The organism is Arthrobacter sp. P1_B4, from assembly GCF_056406555.1.
The window spans coordinates 1-13,946 of record NZ_JBFTZW010000020.1 but is presented as its reverse complement, the minus strand read 5'-3'; the positions used below and the strand labels follow the sequence as shown (position 1 = coordinate 13,946).

General features: G+C 66.5%; 16 protein-coding genes. 11 read left to right on the top strand and 5 right to left on the bottom strand.

The window, feature by feature from the left end:
* Positions 1 to 12: 12 nt before the first annotated feature.
* Complete coding sequence (locus AC1D1W_RS09910) at positions 13 to 507, bottom strand: FBP domain-containing protein (RefSeq protein ID WP_243178014.1); 495 nt, start codon at positions 505 to 507, stop codon at positions 13 to 15.
* Between the two features lie 535 nt (positions 508 to 1,042).
* Between AC1D1W_RS09910 and AC1D1W_RS09905 the strand changes: the two genes are divergently transcribed.
* The 6 genes from AC1D1W_RS09905 to AC1D1W_RS09880 all read left to right on the top strand — a co-directional run bounded on the left by AC1D1W_RS09905 (position 1,043) and on the right by AC1D1W_RS09880 (position 7,634).
* Positions 1,043 to 2,152, top strand: a complete 1,110-nt coding sequence (locus AC1D1W_RS09905; RefSeq protein ID WP_476943564.1) for an iron-siderophore ABC transporter substrate-binding protein — start codon at positions 1,043 to 1,045, stop codon at positions 2,150 to 2,152.
* 9 nt (positions 2,153 to 2,161) lie between these two features.
* Positions 2,162 to 3,226 carry a FecCD family ABC transporter permease gene (locus AC1D1W_RS09900; RefSeq protein WP_476943563.1) on the top strand — a complete coding sequence of 355 codons (1,065 nt, stop codon included), beginning with the start codon at positions 2,162 to 2,164 and terminating at the stop codon, positions 3,224 to 3,226.
* A gap of 134 nt (positions 3,227 to 3,360) precedes the next feature.
* Complete coding sequence (locus AC1D1W_RS09895) at positions 3,361 to 4,383, top strand: FecCD family ABC transporter permease (RefSeq protein ID WP_476943577.1); 1,023 nt, start codon at positions 3,361 to 3,363, stop codon at positions 4,381 to 4,383.
* Between the two features lies 1 nt (position 4,384).
* Positions 4,385 to 5,215 carry an ABC transporter ATP-binding protein gene (locus tag AC1D1W_RS09890; RefSeq protein ID WP_476943562.1) on the top strand — a complete coding sequence of 277 codons (831 nt, stop codon included), beginning with the start codon at positions 4,385 to 4,387 and terminating at the stop codon, positions 5,213 to 5,215.
* Positions 5,216 to 5,334: 119 nt separating this feature from the next.
* Entirely contained in the window at positions 5,335 to 6,342 is a 1,008-nt protein-coding gene (locus AC1D1W_RS09885; RefSeq protein WP_476943561.1) for a siderophore-interacting protein, read from the top strand.
* Between the two features lie 437 nt (positions 6,343 to 6,779).
* Positions 6,780 to 7,634: an SGNH/GDSL hydrolase family protein gene (locus AC1D1W_RS09880; RefSeq protein ID WP_243178009.1), complete on the top strand. Its 855-nt coding sequence runs from the start codon at positions 6,780 to 6,782 to the stop codon at positions 7,632 to 7,634.
* Positions 7,635 to 7,644: 10 nt separating this feature from the next.
* Here the strand turns inward: AC1D1W_RS09880 and AC1D1W_RS09875 are convergent, their stop codons facing one another.
* On the bottom strand, positions 7,645 to 7,932 hold the full coding sequence (locus AC1D1W_RS09875; RefSeq protein ID WP_018776102.1) for a YciI family protein: 288 nt from the start codon (positions 7,930 to 7,932) through the stop codon (positions 7,645 to 7,647).
* Positions 7,933 to 8,034: 102 nt separating this feature from the next.
* On the opposite strand from AC1D1W_RS09875, the gene AC1D1W_RS09870 reads away from it, so the two are divergent.
* Positions 8,035 to 8,514 carry a MarR family winged helix-turn-helix transcriptional regulator gene (locus AC1D1W_RS09870; protein WP_243178008.1) on the top strand — a complete coding sequence of 160 codons (480 nt, stop codon included), beginning with the start codon at positions 8,035 to 8,037 and terminating at the stop codon, positions 8,512 to 8,514.
* An 82-nt stretch (positions 8,515 to 8,596) separates the two neighbouring features.
* The gene (locus AC1D1W_RS09865) at positions 8,597 to 9,358 is read left to right on the top strand and encodes an SGNH/GDSL hydrolase family protein (RefSeq protein ID WP_028276862.1); all 762 of its coding nucleotides are present in this window, start codon (positions 8,597 to 8,599) and stop codon (positions 9,356 to 9,358) included.
* Between the two features lie 9 nt (positions 9,359 to 9,367).
* On the opposite strand, the gene AC1D1W_RS09860 is transcribed toward AC1D1W_RS09865, so the two are convergent.
* The 3 genes from AC1D1W_RS09860 to AC1D1W_RS09850 are packed head-to-tail and all read right to left on the bottom strand — an operon-like array spanning position 9,368 to position 12,133.
* Positions 9,368 to 10,138 carry an FAD:protein FMN transferase gene (locus AC1D1W_RS09860; protein WP_243178372.1) on the bottom strand — a complete coding sequence of 257 codons (771 nt, stop codon included), beginning with the start codon at positions 10,136 to 10,138 and terminating at the stop codon, positions 9,368 to 9,370.
* 40 nt (positions 10,139 to 10,178) lie between these two features.
* Positions 10,179 to 10,694 (bottom strand): FMN-binding protein, encoded by a 516-nt coding sequence (locus AC1D1W_RS09855; RefSeq protein WP_476943560.1) that lies wholly within the window; start codon positions 10,692 to 10,694, stop codon positions 10,179 to 10,181.
* Complete coding sequence (locus AC1D1W_RS09850) at positions 10,691 to 12,133, bottom strand: ferredoxin reductase family protein (RefSeq protein ID WP_476943559.1); 1,443 nt, start codon at positions 12,131 to 12,133, stop codon at positions 10,691 to 10,693. Before AC1D1W_RS09850 ends, AC1D1W_RS09855 begins: the two co-directional genes overlap by 4 nt.
* 504 nt (positions 12,134 to 12,637) lie before the next feature.
* On the opposite strand from AC1D1W_RS09850, the gene rpmB reads away from it, so the two are divergent.
* From rpmB to rpsN, 3 genes are read left to right on the top strand one after another with little or no spacing between them, the layout of a single operon-like run.
* Positions 12,638 to 12,874: a 50S ribosomal protein L28 gene (gene rpmB, locus AC1D1W_RS09845; RefSeq protein WP_011693744.1), complete on the top strand. Its 237-nt coding sequence runs from the start codon at positions 12,638 to 12,640 to the stop codon at positions 12,872 to 12,874.
* A complete protein-coding gene (gene rpmG / locus AC1D1W_RS09840; protein WP_003798558.1) occupies positions 12,874 to 13,041 on the top strand; it encodes a 50S ribosomal protein L33 in 168 nt (55 codons plus the stop codon). Before rpmB ends, rpmG begins: the two co-directional genes overlap by 1 nt.
* Positions 13,042 to 13,045: 4 nt before the next feature.
* Complete coding sequence (gene rpsN, locus AC1D1W_RS09835) at positions 13,046 to 13,351, top strand: 30S ribosomal protein S14 (protein WP_026266887.1); 306 nt, start codon at positions 13,046 to 13,048, stop codon at positions 13,349 to 13,351.
* The last annotated feature ends 595 nt before the right edge of the window (positions 13,352 to 13,946 follow it).

Genomic DNA, 13,946 nt, shown 5'->3' with positions numbered 1-13,946 from the left:
CTTGTGTCGGGGCTAGTTGCCTTGGACGCGCTCCACGAACTGGGCTGTGCGGGCCACCAGCCCTTCGATCTGCCGCAGCACGACCGCGGCCGGGTCCGGGTTGATCTCGTTGGCCGCAGGCTCCACCCTGACATTGCGGCAGCACAGGAAATCGGCGCAGATCAGGGTGCCCAGCGTGTTGCCGTTGCGGCCGGACTGCCCGGCGCGCTTGGCCACCCACAGCAGGACGTCGTCCTTGGAGAACACGTCCCGGCACAGCTCGCAGAGCACGGAACGGTTCTTCTTGGCCCCGCCTTCAGGGGCCCGGAGCATGATGCCAGTGGGACCCTTCGGCCCCTGCACCACGAGATAGCCGCGGAGTGGCATCTTCGCGTCCCGCCAGGCCAGGAAGTCCAATGCTTCCCAATCCAGGGTGTCGAAGCTCTTGGGCAGATTGAGTTTGGCGGCTTCTGAGCGGCTCGCGTTGATGAAGGACGAGCGGATCTGCTGCGCCGTGATTTTTTGCATGACGGACACTTTCGAAAATCGGATGGCTCCGGCCAGACGGGCGCGCGGCCCGCCAGGCGGATTGTGGGCAGAAGACTGCCAGCCCGCGACTCCGGTGTGGGGCAAGGCGTCTCGCGGGACTAGTCCGTGCTGGTTCGGGACTCCGCGGGAAGGGCCTGCGCGGGCGGGGCTGGCAGGAGCGCGGGCGCGGAGCAGGCCACAGCGGCCACCCCGCTAACCGTGGCAACAGTCATCGTCGCGATGTCCATGCTCACTTCCCCCGTCCCAACTCATCACCGGTTCCGATTGTCCGGCGAGCCCATCCTTGCAAAGCCCGGGATTCGTGTCCAGTTCGCATTCCGCACCCGGCGGCTGAGCATTGAGTGGTGCAACGCCTTGAGTGGTGCAACGTCTTTAAAGGTGCAACGCGGGGCGCATCGATGCTCCGGTGCACTTCAAAGGGCAATTGAGACAATTACGTTACTCAAACCTTTCTTAATTACACAAAGGATAGGCTAGCCTTACTTAGGTTTGCATCACTTACCTAAGGAGTTCCGTGGCTTCCGCCCTTTTCACCCGTTCAGGCGGCCGCCCCGCCGGCCGCTGTCTCCGCAAGAGCGCAGGGCGGGCCGCAGCCCTTCTGGCCGCCGTCGCGCTGACCCTGACTGCCTGCTCTACCGGACCTGCCGGCTCGACGGCGGCGGACGCTCCCTCCCAGCCGGTCAGCACAGCCTTCCCGGTGACCATCAAGCACGTCTTCGGCGAGACCACCATCAAGGAACAGCCCAAGCGCGTGGTCACCGTTTCCTGGGTCAACGACGACGTCGCGATCGCCCTCGGCGTGGTTCCCGTGGGCGTGCCCAAGAACGAATGGGGCGGTAATGACAAGGGCTCCACGCCGTGGAAGGACGCCGCACTGGAAGAGCTCGGCGCCGGTTTCGGTTCCGCGAAGGCCCCCGTCCAGTTCTCCGAGGCTGACGGCATCAACTTCACCGAGATCGCCAAGCTGAACCCGGACGTCATCCTCGGCGCCTACTCCGGCCTGACGGAGGAGGACTACAAGAAGCTCAGCGAAATCGCCCCCGTCGTGGCGCACCCGGAGCTGGCCTACGGCACGCCGTGGCAGGACTCCACCACCATCATCGGCAAGGCCCTTGGCAAGGAAGCCGAAGCGTCCAAGCTGGTCTCCGACACCGAGGCCACGATCAAGGACAAGGTCTCCAAGTACCCCCAGATCGCCGGAAAGACCTTCATCTACGGCAACCTGGAACCGGACAAGAGCGACGGCGTCAACGTCTACACCGCCAACGACAACCGTCCCCGCTTCCTCAACGAAATCGGCATGAAGCTCGCATCCGTTGTTGAGGACAACTCCAAGGGCTCCAAGGAATTCTTCATCCCGTGGTCCGCCGAAAAAGCCAACGAACTCACTTCGGACATCTTCGTGACCTGGGTGCCGGATGCCGCCACCACCGACTCCATCACGGCTGACCCGCTGCTGGGCCAGATCCCGGCCATCAAGACCGGCGCGCTGGTTGCGGACTCGAACAACACGCTGACCCTGTCCATCTCCGCTTCGTCGCCGCTGAGCCTGCCGTGGTCCCTGGACACGTTCCTCCCGCAGCTGGCCGGCGCCGCGGACAAAGTCGCCACTGCAGCGAAATAGCACGCATCCATGACAATCAGGACGGCGACGGCGCCCGCCGGCAGTGTGCCCGGCGCACCTGTCGCCCCCGGGAAGAAAGCCCCCGCCAAACAGGCGGCCTGGCTGCTGGCCGCCGTCGTCGTACTTGTCCTGGTCTGCGCGGCGTCCCTGGCTGTCGGTGCCCGCGGAATCCCGCTCGGCACCGTCTGGCAGGCCCTGACGCAGTTCGACCCCGCTGACGGCGACCACGCCGTCATCCACGCCCGCATCCCCCGCACCGTGCTGGGCCTGCTCGCCGGCGGCGCCCTCGGACTGGCCGGCGCGGCCATGCAGGGGGTGGCCCGAAACCCGCTCGCCGACCCGGGCATCATCGGTGTCAACGCCGGCGCGGCCCTCGCCGTCGTCACCGGGATCTACGTCTTCGGCGTCTCGTCCCTGACCGGCTACATCTGGTTCGCGTTCATCGGCTCCGCGGCAGCCGCCGTCGTCGTCTACCTGATCGCGTCACTTGGCAGGGAAGGCGCGACGCCGGTCAAACTGGCACTGGCAGGCGCGGCCCTGAGCGCGGGGCTGTATTCGCTGATGAACGTCGTCCTGGTCTCCAGCCAGGACACCCTGGACCGGTTCCGTTTCTGGCAGGTCGGCGGGATCGCCGGCCGGGACTGGTCGGTCGTGCTGCCCGGGCTGCCGTTCCTGGCCGCCGGGGCGCTGATTGTCCTGTTCACCGGACGGATCCTTAACAGCCTGGCCCTCGGGGATGACATCGCCCGCGGCCTGGGCCAGCGCGTCGGACTGGTCCGCGCCATCACCGCGCTGGGCATTGTGCTGCTCTGCGGCTCGGCCACGGCGCTGGCCGGCCCGATCGGATTCGTCGGCCTGGTGGTTCCGCACGCCGTCCGCTTCCTGACCGGCCCGGACTACCGCTGGATCCTGCCGTTCTCGCTGGTCCTGGCACCGGTGCTGCTCCTGCTGTCGGACGTGGTGGGCCGTGTCATCCTGCTGCCCGGCGAAGTCCCGGCGGGCATCATGACGGCGCTGGTGGGTGCGCCTGTCTTTGTGTGGCTGGTCCGCCGCGGGAAGGGGGCAGGGCTGTGAGCAAGGCAGACCTCGCCAACGTCAGGCGCGAGCTGGGGGAGAACGCCCCCGCGGAGTGCGAACTGGCCGATCCCGCCGGCCCGGTCCGCGCCAATGTGGGGCCGCCGCGCAGTGTGTTAATAGGCAGTGCGTTGATGGGCCGGACGGCTCTGCTGGCCTTCGCCGTCATTGTGCTCTTCGCCGTCAGCATCCTGCTGGGCAGCTACCCCGTCACCGTCCCGGACTTCGTCAGGATCCTCACGGCCCGCCTCACCGGTGGCGAGCGGATCCCCGGCGCCAGCTTCATCGTGATGGAAACCAAGCTGCCGCGGGCAGTCATCGGCACCATGATCGGCATTGCCTTCGGGCTCTCGGGCACCCTGTTCCAGACGATGCTGCGCAATCCACTGGCCAGTCCCGACGTGATCGGTATCAGTTACGGGGCCAGCGCGGCCGCCGTCACCGCCATCGTCGTTTTCGGCGCCTCCGGAGCGGCGGTGTCCGGCGCGGCACTGTGCGGGGCCATGGCGGTAGCCGTCCTGATTTACACAATCTCGCGGAACGGTTCCCCCGGATCAGGTGGCGGCAATCACGCCAACGCAGCCGGAAGCCGGCTCATCCTGGCCGGCATCGGCATTGCCGCGGCACTTAACGCCGTGGTCAACTTCCTCATGACGCGGGCCGATATCCGCACCGCGGCCGAGGCCCTGATCTGGCTGAACGGATCCCTGAATTCCGCCAGCTGGGACCGTGCCGGAGTGCTGGCCCTGGCGCTGCTGGTCCTGGTGCCCGCCGCCGCCGTCCTCGCCGGCCCGCTGCGCATCCTGGAACTCGGAGACGACGCCGCCGCCGGGCTCGGCATCCGGGTGAGCATCACCCGGCTGGGCGTGGTGGCCGTTGCCGTCGCCCTCGCCGCCGTCGCCACTGCAGCTGCCGGGCCCGTGGCCTTCGTCGCCTTCCTGGCCGGCCCCATCGCGCGCCGCTTCACGGGCAAGGCCAGTCTTCCGGCCGGCGCGTTCGTCGGCGCCCTGATTGTCCTGGCCGCCGACTACTTCGCCGCCAACATCGCCCCCCTGCTGCTGGACGGCACCGTCCTTCCCGTCGGTGTGGTCACCGGCGCGCTGGGAGCACCGTTCCTGCTGTGGCTCCTGGTCACGGCCAACCGAAAGGACGCCTGACATGGCAGTTCTCAACGCCAAGGACCTGACGCTGCAGTACGACCAGCGCCGGGTGGTGGAAGGCCTCACGGCGGAGATTCCCGAGGGGAAGGTGACAATGATCGTGGGCGCCAACGCCTGCGGCAAATCCACGCTCCTCCGCGGCCTGTCCAGGCTGCTGAAGCCGGCCGGCGGCACCGTGACCCTCGACGGCAAGGACATCCATTCCCGCCCGGCCAAGGAACTCGCCCGCATCCTCGGCCTGCTCCCGCAGCACCCCACCGCCCCCGACGGCATTCTGGTCCGGGATCTCGTGGGCCGCGGACGCTACCCGCACCAGGGGTTCTTCCGCAGCTGGAGCACGGGTGACGATCTCGCTGTGCAGAGTGCGCTGGAAGCCACCGAAACCCTGGAGCTCGCCGAACGCAATGTCGACGAACTCTCGGGCGGGCAGCGTCAGCGCGTCTGGATCGCGATGGCGCTTGCCCAGGAGACCGACATTCTGCTGCTCGACGAGCCAACCACCTACCTGGACCTGGCCCACCAGGTAGAGGTCCTGGACCTGATCACGGACCTGAACCGGCGCCGCGGCACCACCGTGGCAATCGTCCTGCACGACCTGAACCTGGCGGCCCGGTATGCGGACCACATCATCGCCATGAAAGGCGGACGGATCGTGGCCGAGGGCACCTCCGCCGACGTCGTCACCGAGGACCTGGTCCGAGACGTCTTCGGCCTGGACTCGCGGGTGCTGCCCGACCCCATTTCCGGCACGCCGTTGATCATCCCGCTCGGCCGGCACCACGCCGAGTTCCCAAAATCAGAAACAGCAACCCTGGAGTTGGTCCCATGAGGGCAGTTAACAGCAGTGCAACAGCCAGCAGTGCAACGGGCGGCACGGCAGCAGACATCAGCCAGTCGCGGGTACGCCATACGCCCTCTGGCGAAAGCAACCAGCCGCCCACCCAACCAATGACCCTGGCGTTCGACGTGACGGTCGCCGCGGTGCAGGAGCTCAGCCCCAACTTCCGCCGGGTCACCTTCGGCGGGTACTCCCTGCGTGGCTTCGGCGTCCACGGCGAAACCCTGGACCTGCGCGTGAAGCTGATGATCCCGTCCCTTGCCGGGGACGGCACCCAGCTGCCACTGCCGGTGTTCCACACGGAGCAGTCCGGCTGGTACCAGGAATGGCTGGCCATGGATCCCGCGATCCGTGGCTCCATGCGCACCTACACCGTGCGGCAGGAACGCCTCGACTCCGTGTATCCGGAGATCGACGTCGACTTTGTCATGCACTTCGACGCCGCCGGAAACGGCGGACCCGCCGCGAACTGGGCCCTGAACGCCAGGCCCGGCGACGCCCTCACCCTCATTGGACCCAACAACCGGGCCGCGCACTGTGTCACGGCGGAGACCTACTCCGGCATCGAATGGCGGCCGGGCCTGGCCCAGCGCGTACTGCTTGCCGGCGACGAGACCGCTGTCCCGGCCATCAGCGCCATCCTGGAAAGCCTCCCGTCGTACATCAGCGGACATGCGTTCCTGGAGGTCCCCGAGCCCGGCGACTTCCTGGACCTGAGGTCCGACGCCGACGTCGAAATCACCTGGCTGGCACGCGGCTCCTTGATCGGCCGCTCACGTCCGCACGGCGAACTCCTGCAGGAAGCCGTCCGCACCGCCGTTCCCGAACCCGGCTGGGTGGGCATCAAGGCCGCCGCCGGCGGGGCAGGGCCCGAACCCGATGACGTGAACGTGGACCAGGACATCCTCTGGGAGACCCCCGCCCGGATGGACGCCGCGACGATCGGAGCCGGCAAGAACCCTGACAAGCCCGCCGGGGCACTGCCGTTCTACGCCTGGATCGCCGGCGAAGCGGGCACCGTCAAGGAGTTGCGGCGGTACTTGGTGCGGGACGTGGGGATTGACCGGAAACAGGTCGCGTTCATGGGGTACTGGCGGCAGGGGAAAGCCGAGCTCTAACCGACGCTCCCTCAGGTCCTGCGGTTCTCACCCCGACGCTCCTGCAGGTCCTGCGGTTCCTGCTGCGACGCTTCCGCAAGTTCTTCCGGGCTTCACCCGCCACCGCTGCTTTGCCGTCGCTTAGCGGTTGGACCCTTCCCAAACTTCGCAAGCTCAGTTCGGGGCCCTCGGGTCCGCCCTTCCTCCCGCCGCCGCGGGCGGCCTCTCTCGGCTCTGGTCGGCGATGCGCTCCTTCGCAAAGCACCGGCGTCGGCCTGGCGGTCTTGGGGGTGGCTCACGTTCGGTGCGTTCCCTGCAAAGAGGCGGCAGGGCCTTGCGCTCGGCTCACGTTCGGTGCGCTCCTACGCAAGCCGGCCGCTGCTGCACGCGGTGCCGTTCTCACCTTGGGTTAACTCTCCCTTTCCCTGGCCGCTTTTTGCGGGGGTTAGTTTGGACGGGTGGATTCAATTCCTTTGCTTCCGGATCGTGGCGGGCGGCGGGTCTTTGTTGCCTTGGGGGATTCCTTCACCGAGGGTGTGGGGGACTACGATTCCCGCTTCCCCAATGGCGTGCGGGGCTGGGCGGACCGGGTTGCGGAGAAGCTGGCCAAGGCGCAGCCGGGGTGGGAGTACGCCAATTTGGCCATCCGCAGCAAACGGCTGCGCCACATCGCCGGCGAACAGCTCGGTCCCGCCGTGGCCATGGAGCCGACCCTCGTCACGCTCTACGCGGGCGGCAACGACATCCTGGATTTCGGCACGGACATCGGGGCCCTCATGCGGGACTACGAGTCCCTGGTGGCTGCGCTCGCCGGCACGGGGGCAACCCTGGTGCTCTTCACCGGCTTCGACGTCAAGGTCTCCGCGCTGCTGGAGCCGCTGAAGAAACGCAACGCCGTCTATAACCGGCGCGTCCGCGAGATCGCCGGCCGCTACGGCGCGGTGCTGGTGGACTACTGGTGCTTCGACGCCTTCCATGACCCGCGGATGTGGGATTCGGACCGGCTGCATATGTCCAAGGCAGGCCACAAATACCTCGCCTCACAGGTTCTGGACCACCTCGGCGTGCCGCACAAGATCAAACCCAGGGATTGGGAACCGCCCGTGAAACCGGGCCTGCGGGAGTGGGAACGCCGGCAGCGCCGCTGGGTCCGCGACTGGGTATTGCCGTTGTTCGGGCGGAAGCTCCGCGGCGTAACCCTCGGCGATCAGCTCCGGCCGCGCTGGCCCGAACCCGTGCGGGTCCCGCGCAAGGGCGGCTTGAAGAAACTGCTGCACGACCAGCGTGCCATCGGCCAGCCCGGCGCCAGGTAGCCGCCGGGACTCAGCTGTCCAGCAGGTTTTCGTAGCCCGGAGCCACCCGGTTGGCGTGGAATTCCATGACCTCGAATTCAGCCACACCGTTGACGTAGAAGGGGTCCTTGGCCAGTGCGGCGTCAAGGCTGGCCCGGTCCGCGTTCGAGAGCAACAGACCGCCGGTGCGGGGGATTTTGCGCCCCGCGACCATGAAGACGCCGTCGTCGAAGGCTGCCTGCAGCCACGTAACGTGCGCCGGAAGATGGAACTCCACAATGTCCTCGGGGACTTTGTATGTCAGGGAGACTACGTACATGCGGCCAGCCTACCGGTAGCTGGCCACGGACAGGCGGGAAGTTTTCCGGAAATGCCCGGCTGAAGTTGAATCGTCAAGCTTCTAGTCTCCTAGAATGTAGCCATGACCGAACCCCGCTGGCTCAACGCAGACGAACGCCGGGCCTGGCTGGCCCAGCTCAGCATCAACACCATGCTGCCGGCCGCCCTGGACACCCAGCTCCACGCCGCGGGCAAGCTTTCCCTGTTCGACTACAACGTGCTGGCGATGCTTTCCGAGGCCGAAGGGCGCTTCCTGCCCATGAGTGAGCTCGCCGCGCGCACCAGCGCCTCCCTGTCCCGGCTCTCGCATGTGGTCACCAAGCTGCAGAACCGCGGCTGGCTGGAGCGCAGGCCGCACCCCGGCGACGCCCGCGTGACCACGGCCCACCTGACCGATGCCGGGATGCAGACGATTGTGAAACTCGCCCCGGGCCATGTCGAGGCGGTCCGCTCACTGTTCCTCGACGCCCTGAGCCCCGAGGACGTCGCGGACCTGGCCCGGATCGGCGAAAAGATCGTGGCCCGACTCGACGACGACCACTGGATCCTGCGCGGCATCTAAGCGCGACAGCCGAAGGCGCCGCAGTCCGACGTCGGGCATCCCCGTCTTTGTTGCTCACGGCAACTGCTGGCAGACTGGATCCATGGATTTCACGTCCCGCTACGTAGCTCTTGGAGACTCCTTTACGGAAGGCGTCGGCGACGACGACCCTACCCGGCCCAACGGCGTCCGGGGCTGGGCGGACCGGGTGGCAGAGGGGCTTGGCGCCGCCGATCCCGGCTTCGGGTACGCGAATCTTGCCATCCGCGGCCGGAAACTCCGCCAGATCCTGGCCGAACAGGTCGATGCCGCCGTCGCCCTCCATCCCACCCTGGTCAGCATCTACGCTGGCGCCAACGACATCCTCCGGCCCAAGGTCGACATCGATGACCTGCTGGCCGAATACGATGCCGGGATCCGCAAGCTCACGGCCACCGGCGCCACCGTGGTGATGTTCACCGGCTTCGACGCGCGGGGCTCCAAGATTTTCGGCACCATGCGCGGCCGTACGGCCATCTACAACGAACTGGTTCGCGGCATCGCCGGGGACCACGGGGCCCTGCTGGTCGACTACTGGCGTTTCAGCGAGTACTACGACTGGGGCATGTGGGCCACGGACCGGATGCACATGTCTGCCGCCGGCCACGCGAACATGGCCAAGCGCGTCCTCACGGTGCTGGCACACGAGCACTCGATTGACGTCCCGCCCATGACGCCGGTTCCTGAGCTGAGCCGGGTGGACGCCCTCCGCGCGAATGCCCGGTGGGTCCGCGAATTCGCTGGCCCGTGGGTTGTCCGGCGCGTCACCGGCAAGTCGTCCGGCGACGGCCTGGAGCCGAAGTACGGCCAGCTGACCCACCTCTAGAACGGCACCCTAGGCGCGGAACCCCGGCGTCGCGAGCAGTTCCCCGTTGCGGCGGACGGCGAGGACATCGATCTCCCAACCGTCCGTGGCCCGGTGCAGCATCGCGGTCCCGCCGGCCACGATGGCCGTCGCGAGCACATCGGCGGTGACAATGTCTGCCGCGGCCACGGAGACCTGGGCGAACCCGGCGCCGGAGAAGCCCGCGGTCCGGCTTCCGGCTCCCGCTGCCCAGATATGGTCACCCCGCTCCGCTGAGCCCGACGTCGCAAGGGCGCACCGGGTGCCAGGTCCGCCCAGCTCGTAGGCGGCAAGCAACGCCGAGCGGTCCATCGGGTCAACGACGCCGGCCGCCCACGCGGTTCCGCTGCCCGGCACGGGCGAGCCCATCACCAGTATGTCGCCGCCGGCATTCAGGCACCAGTCGGTGATCCCGCGGCTCCGCAATGCCTCACCGGCCTGTCCGATGGCGTAGCCCTTGATAAGCCCCGAAAGGTCCAGCACGCCGTCGGGCCGTTCCGGGGAGAACGCGCCCTCCGTCCTGAGCCGCCAGCTGAGCGCCTCCGCGTAGCGGTCCCGCATCGCGGCGGATGAGTCCCGCAGGGAAAGCTCCCCGCGCGCCAGCCGGCTCGCCTCGGAGTCGGGACGGTACAGGCTGAACGTTTCGTCCAACCCGTCAAAGACGCGCTCGACGGCGGCGCTTGCGGCGTCGAGCCCGCCCTCCCCGCCCGCAGTTCCCGGGACGGCCCCCGCTGGAACGGTCAGGCTGATGACGGTGCCCATAGAGCCAAACGTCCTGGCCAGCAGGGCAGAGCCGCCCAGCTCAGAGGTTGGCTGCATCGAGGGCCGCTTGCAGGGAGTTCAAGTACGCATCGGAGGTCACCGTGGCACCACTGATGGTCTGCACGTCCGCGGACTGGGCCTGGAGCACCTCGTCGCGCAGGATCGGGGCCGCCCGGTTGCTGATCTGCACGGACTTGCGTTCAGCATCGGTCAGCTGGAGCGCCGTGACGTCGGTGATCTTCCCGGCCTGCACGGTGATCTGCACCTGGACGGAGCCGAAGCGGGTCTGGACGACCGAGCCAGGGTACGTCCCTACGGCCTTGGCCGAGGCCCCTGTGGTGCCCGCCCCCGACGCGCCGGACGAAGCTGTTGAGTCGGACGTCCCGCTGGAGCTGGACGTTCCGCTTGAGCCGGACGAACCCGTGGCCCCGGTGGTCCCGGCCGCCGCGCTTGCGACGGAGCTGCCGGTATCGGCTACATGGACGCCGGACTGCCAGCCGGCGATGAGGATGCCGGCGGAGGCCAGAGCGGCTGAAACTGCTGCGCGGGTTCTCACCAGTCGAACCTTTCGTAGTGGATTTGGTCTTCTCTGACGCCGGCTGCGCGGGCGTCTTCAAGCACGTTGTGTGCCCAGACGGAGGGGCCGCAGACGTACACGTCGGCGTCGGCGATCTTCGGGTCATAACTGGCAAGCCGGTGGCCGGCACGGGCGGCGTGCTCCGGAAGCCAGGTCTGGACGCCGGCCGGGCGGGAGCCGGTCAAGTGGAAGAGCGTGGCGCCGCGGCGCCGGCAGAGATCGAGGATCTCCTCGCCAAGGTAGAGCTCGGATTCGCTGTGGCCGCGGAGGATGACAGTGGCGTTGCCGGGCTGGAACGGCGTGCTCTCCAGCAGGGCACGAACCGGCGTGATGCCAATTCCGGCTCCCACCATGACCACATGGTTGCGGCTCCGCGCGGACGTGCTGAACAGCCCGTACGGTCCCTCCACTGCCACTTTGGTGCCGGGCTTCAGCGACGCCAGCTGGGATGACCCCTTGCCCAGGTTGCGGACAGTGATCCTCAGCGTGCCCTGGCCGGCGGCATCGAAATGGACGGGTTCGGCGGACAGGCTGAACGGATGCGGATGCCACCACAGGCCGGGAGCCAGGAACCGCCAGATAAAGAACCGGCCGCCACTGCCCGCCAGCTCGTCCAGTCGAAGGCCGGACATTTCAATGCTGACCACTCCGGGGGCCACCCGCACCACACGCTTGACGGTCAACTGGTGCCTGAATGTTGCCACCACAGGCTGGACCACCCGGTAGTAGAGAAGTGCGGCGCCGGTCGCGATGCAGAGGGCCAGCCAGTACCAGCGCTGCCAGGTTCCCTCGGCAAAGAGAGCGCCCACACTGAACTGGTGGGGGAGCGAGGTCAGGACGGCCGCGTACGTCAGGAGGTGGACGGCGTACCAGAATTCGTAAGGGAACCGACGTCGGACGGCTACCAGGGAGGTGACGACGACGGCGATGAACAAGAGCATGGAAATGTAGGCCAGCCACATGTCAGGCACAAGGACCCAGAGGGCAACCGACTCGCTGACGGGGTCCAGTCCTTCCGCCATGCCGTAGCCGATAGCAATGAGGACTCCGTGCGCCAGCAGCAGGTACAGGGCCGGTTTGCCCAGCTTGCGGTGAAACTCAAGGGCGCGGTCGTGGCCGACTGTCTGGTCGATGAGTGGGATTCGGGCCGCCAGCAGCAGCATGAGAAGCACCAGGTCCATGCCGGCGAGGCCGGCCACAATCCCCAGCGCGGTGAAGGAACCGGCTGGAGTCGCGAAGCCGGCCATTCCGCCGTCGGCCAGCCACAAGGCGACCGCGCCGGCCAGCGACGCCCAGAAAAGGACCGTCAGCAGATCCGCTCTTAGCAACCGCCGGCGGTACTGCGCCCTGAAGGGGTTCACAGCGCCGCCGGAGCTGCGGCGAATCCCGGGACGGTTCGTCAGAAGTTGTGTGTTCATGGATCCAGAATTGCCCCGCTGCCTATCATTTCGCTGTGAAAAGCCTTCGTCGGGCATATGACCTGGGACGGCACCGCCCCCACGCCTGCACTGGCTGGGGGCCACCGCCCTATACACCATTCAGCGACGGATTGGTCTTTAAATCGCCGAACTCGTAGACTTGGTAGGCGCTAGGTGGCGCGGAGCGTGCGCAATTGCTCCGGTTGGCAGGACCCGTCTGAAAAATCGACGGCCTGGAGGCCGGTAGTTAGGGGCTCAAGTTGCGCGCATTCCTGTATTCGCCCAGCATCCCGGCACTTCGCAATGACGGTCCAACAGACCGCTGGCGCCAGGTGCCCGTGGCCCACAATCTTCGCCGCAGTGAGGAACCAGACGGTTTGTGCCGTCTGCCTGAATCCCGCGGACAACGACGGTTGGGGGAGGGAGCCGGATGCGGACGCCGCCCAACGCACGGTCAACGGGAACTCCGTTAGCCGTTTCATTTATTTTTTGAGGAGAGTCGTCATGGCAGCACACTGCCAGGTGACCGGAGCCGAGCCGGGCTTTGGACACAGCATTTCGCACTCGCACCGTCGCAACAAGCGCCGGTTCGACCCGAACATCCAGAAGAAGCGCTACTGGGTTCCGTCCCTGCGCCGCAATGTCACCCTGCAGGTCTCTGCACGTGGCATCAAGACCATCGACGTACGCGGCATTGACGTAGTCGTCGCCGCCATCCTGGCACGAGGAGTGAAGCTCTAATGGCAAAGGATAAGGACGTACGTCCGATCATCAAGCTGAAGTCGACCGCGGGCACGGGCTACACCTACGTGACGCGCAAGAACCGTCGTAACGACCCGGACCGTCTGGTCCTGAAGAAGTACGACCCCAAAATCCGCCAGCACGTCGAATTCCGAGAGGAGCGCTAAACACATGGCTAAGAAGTCAATGATCGCTAAGAACGAACAGCGTAAAGTCATCGTCGAGCGTTACGCTGCAAAGCGCCTCGAACTGAAGAAGGCTCTGGTTGATCCCAACTCAACCGATGAAGTACGCGAAGCTGCCCGCCTCGGCCTGCAGAAGCTGCCCCGCAACGCCTCACCGGTACGTCTGCGTAACCGCGACATCATCGATGGCCGTCCGCGCGGTACCTTCCAGAAGTTCGGCATCTCCCGTGTTCGCTTCCGCGACATGGCTCACCGCGGTGAGCTCCCGGGCATCACGAAGTCTTCCTGGTAATTCAGTACTCCTGAAGCCAGTGGCTTGAAGAAGGGCCGGCAACCATTTGGTTGCCGGCCCTTCTTACGTTTAAGGCCTTGGCAGTTTCACGCCCCCACTGTTCCGCGCCGCGGTGACGCACCACACAGTGCTGGCTTACGACGCCGGCGAGCCTGGTTGGGTGGTTTTGGGTTGTGGTGGCGGGGTTTTTGGGTGGTGGGGTGGGTGTGGGGGGGTGGAGTTGCGGTGGGGGCGTGGTGGGTGTATTGTTTTCTAAGTCGCCGCGAGGGAGACCAGCGGAAATGCTGGGAACCGGAGGCGGCCAATCCCCTAAATTTCAAGACCGGATCTGGTCGGCGTTTTGTGCGCTCCGGGTTCGGGTGGGGCGGGTTGGATGGTTTGCGGGTCGCGGAAACGCTGATTTGCAAAGCGGTCCGGACTCGGGTAAGTTTGAAAAGTTGCTCCGGAGCGATCCGCGACCGAAATGTTGGTTGTGGTGGTGCCGGGTGTGTCTGTTGTTTGAGAACTCAATAGTGTGCCAAGTTTGTTGATACCAATTTATTGTATTGAATTGGTTGAATTTGCCGGGCCCGCCACCCCGTGGTGTGGTCTGGTG

What these genes read in the sequence shown, in the direction of transcription:
- AC1D1W_RS09910 (WP_243178014.1), bottom strand. Translation starts at nt 507, where the DNA reads ATGCAAAAAATCACGGCGCAGCAGATCCGCTCGTCCTTCATCAACGCG.
- AC1D1W_RS09900 (WP_476943563.1), top strand. Translation starts at nt 2,162, where the DNA reads ATGACAATCAGGACGGCGACGGCGCCCGCCGGCAGTGTGCCCGGCGCA.
- AC1D1W_RS09895 (WP_476943577.1), top strand. Translation starts at nt 3,361, where the DNA reads ATGGGCCGGACGGCTCTGCTGGCCTTCGCCGTCATTGTGCTCTTCGCC.
- AC1D1W_RS09890 (WP_476943562.1), top strand. Translation starts at nt 4,385, where the DNA reads ATGGCAGTTCTCAACGCCAAGGACCTGACGCTGCAGTACGACCAGCGC.
- AC1D1W_RS09885 (WP_476943561.1), top strand. Translation starts at nt 5,335, where the DNA reads ATGACCCTGGCGTTCGACGTGACGGTCGCCGCGGTGCAGGAGCTCAGC.
- AC1D1W_RS09875 (WP_018776102.1), bottom strand. Translation starts at nt 7,932, where the DNA reads ATGTACGTAGTCTCCCTGACATACAAAGTCCCCGAGGACATTGTGGAG.
- AC1D1W_RS09870 (WP_243178008.1), top strand. Translation starts at nt 8,035, where the DNA reads ATGACCGAACCCCGCTGGCTCAACGCAGACGAACGCCGGGCCTGGCTG.
- AC1D1W_RS09865 (WP_028276862.1), top strand. Translation starts at nt 8,597, where the DNA reads ATGGATTTCACGTCCCGCTACGTAGCTCTTGGAGACTCCTTTACGGAA.
- AC1D1W_RS09860 (WP_243178372.1), bottom strand. Translation starts at nt 10,138, where the DNA reads ATGGGCACCGTCATCAGCCTGACCGTTCCAGCGGGGGCCGTCCCGGGA.
- AC1D1W_RS09850 (WP_476943559.1), bottom strand. Translation starts at nt 12,133, where the DNA reads ATGAACACACAACTTCTGACGAACCGTCCCGGGATTCGCCGCAGCTCC.
- rpmB (WP_011693744.1), top strand. Translation starts at nt 12,638, where the DNA reads ATGGCAGCACACTGCCAGGTGACCGGAGCCGAGCCGGGCTTTGGACAC.
- rpmG (WP_003798558.1), top strand. Translation starts at nt 12,874, where the DNA reads ATGGCAAAGGATAAGGACGTACGTCCGATCATCAAGCTGAAGTCGACC.
- rpsN (WP_026266887.1), top strand. Translation starts at nt 13,046, where the DNA reads ATGGCTAAGAAGTCAATGATCGCTAAGAACGAACAGCGTAAAGTCATC.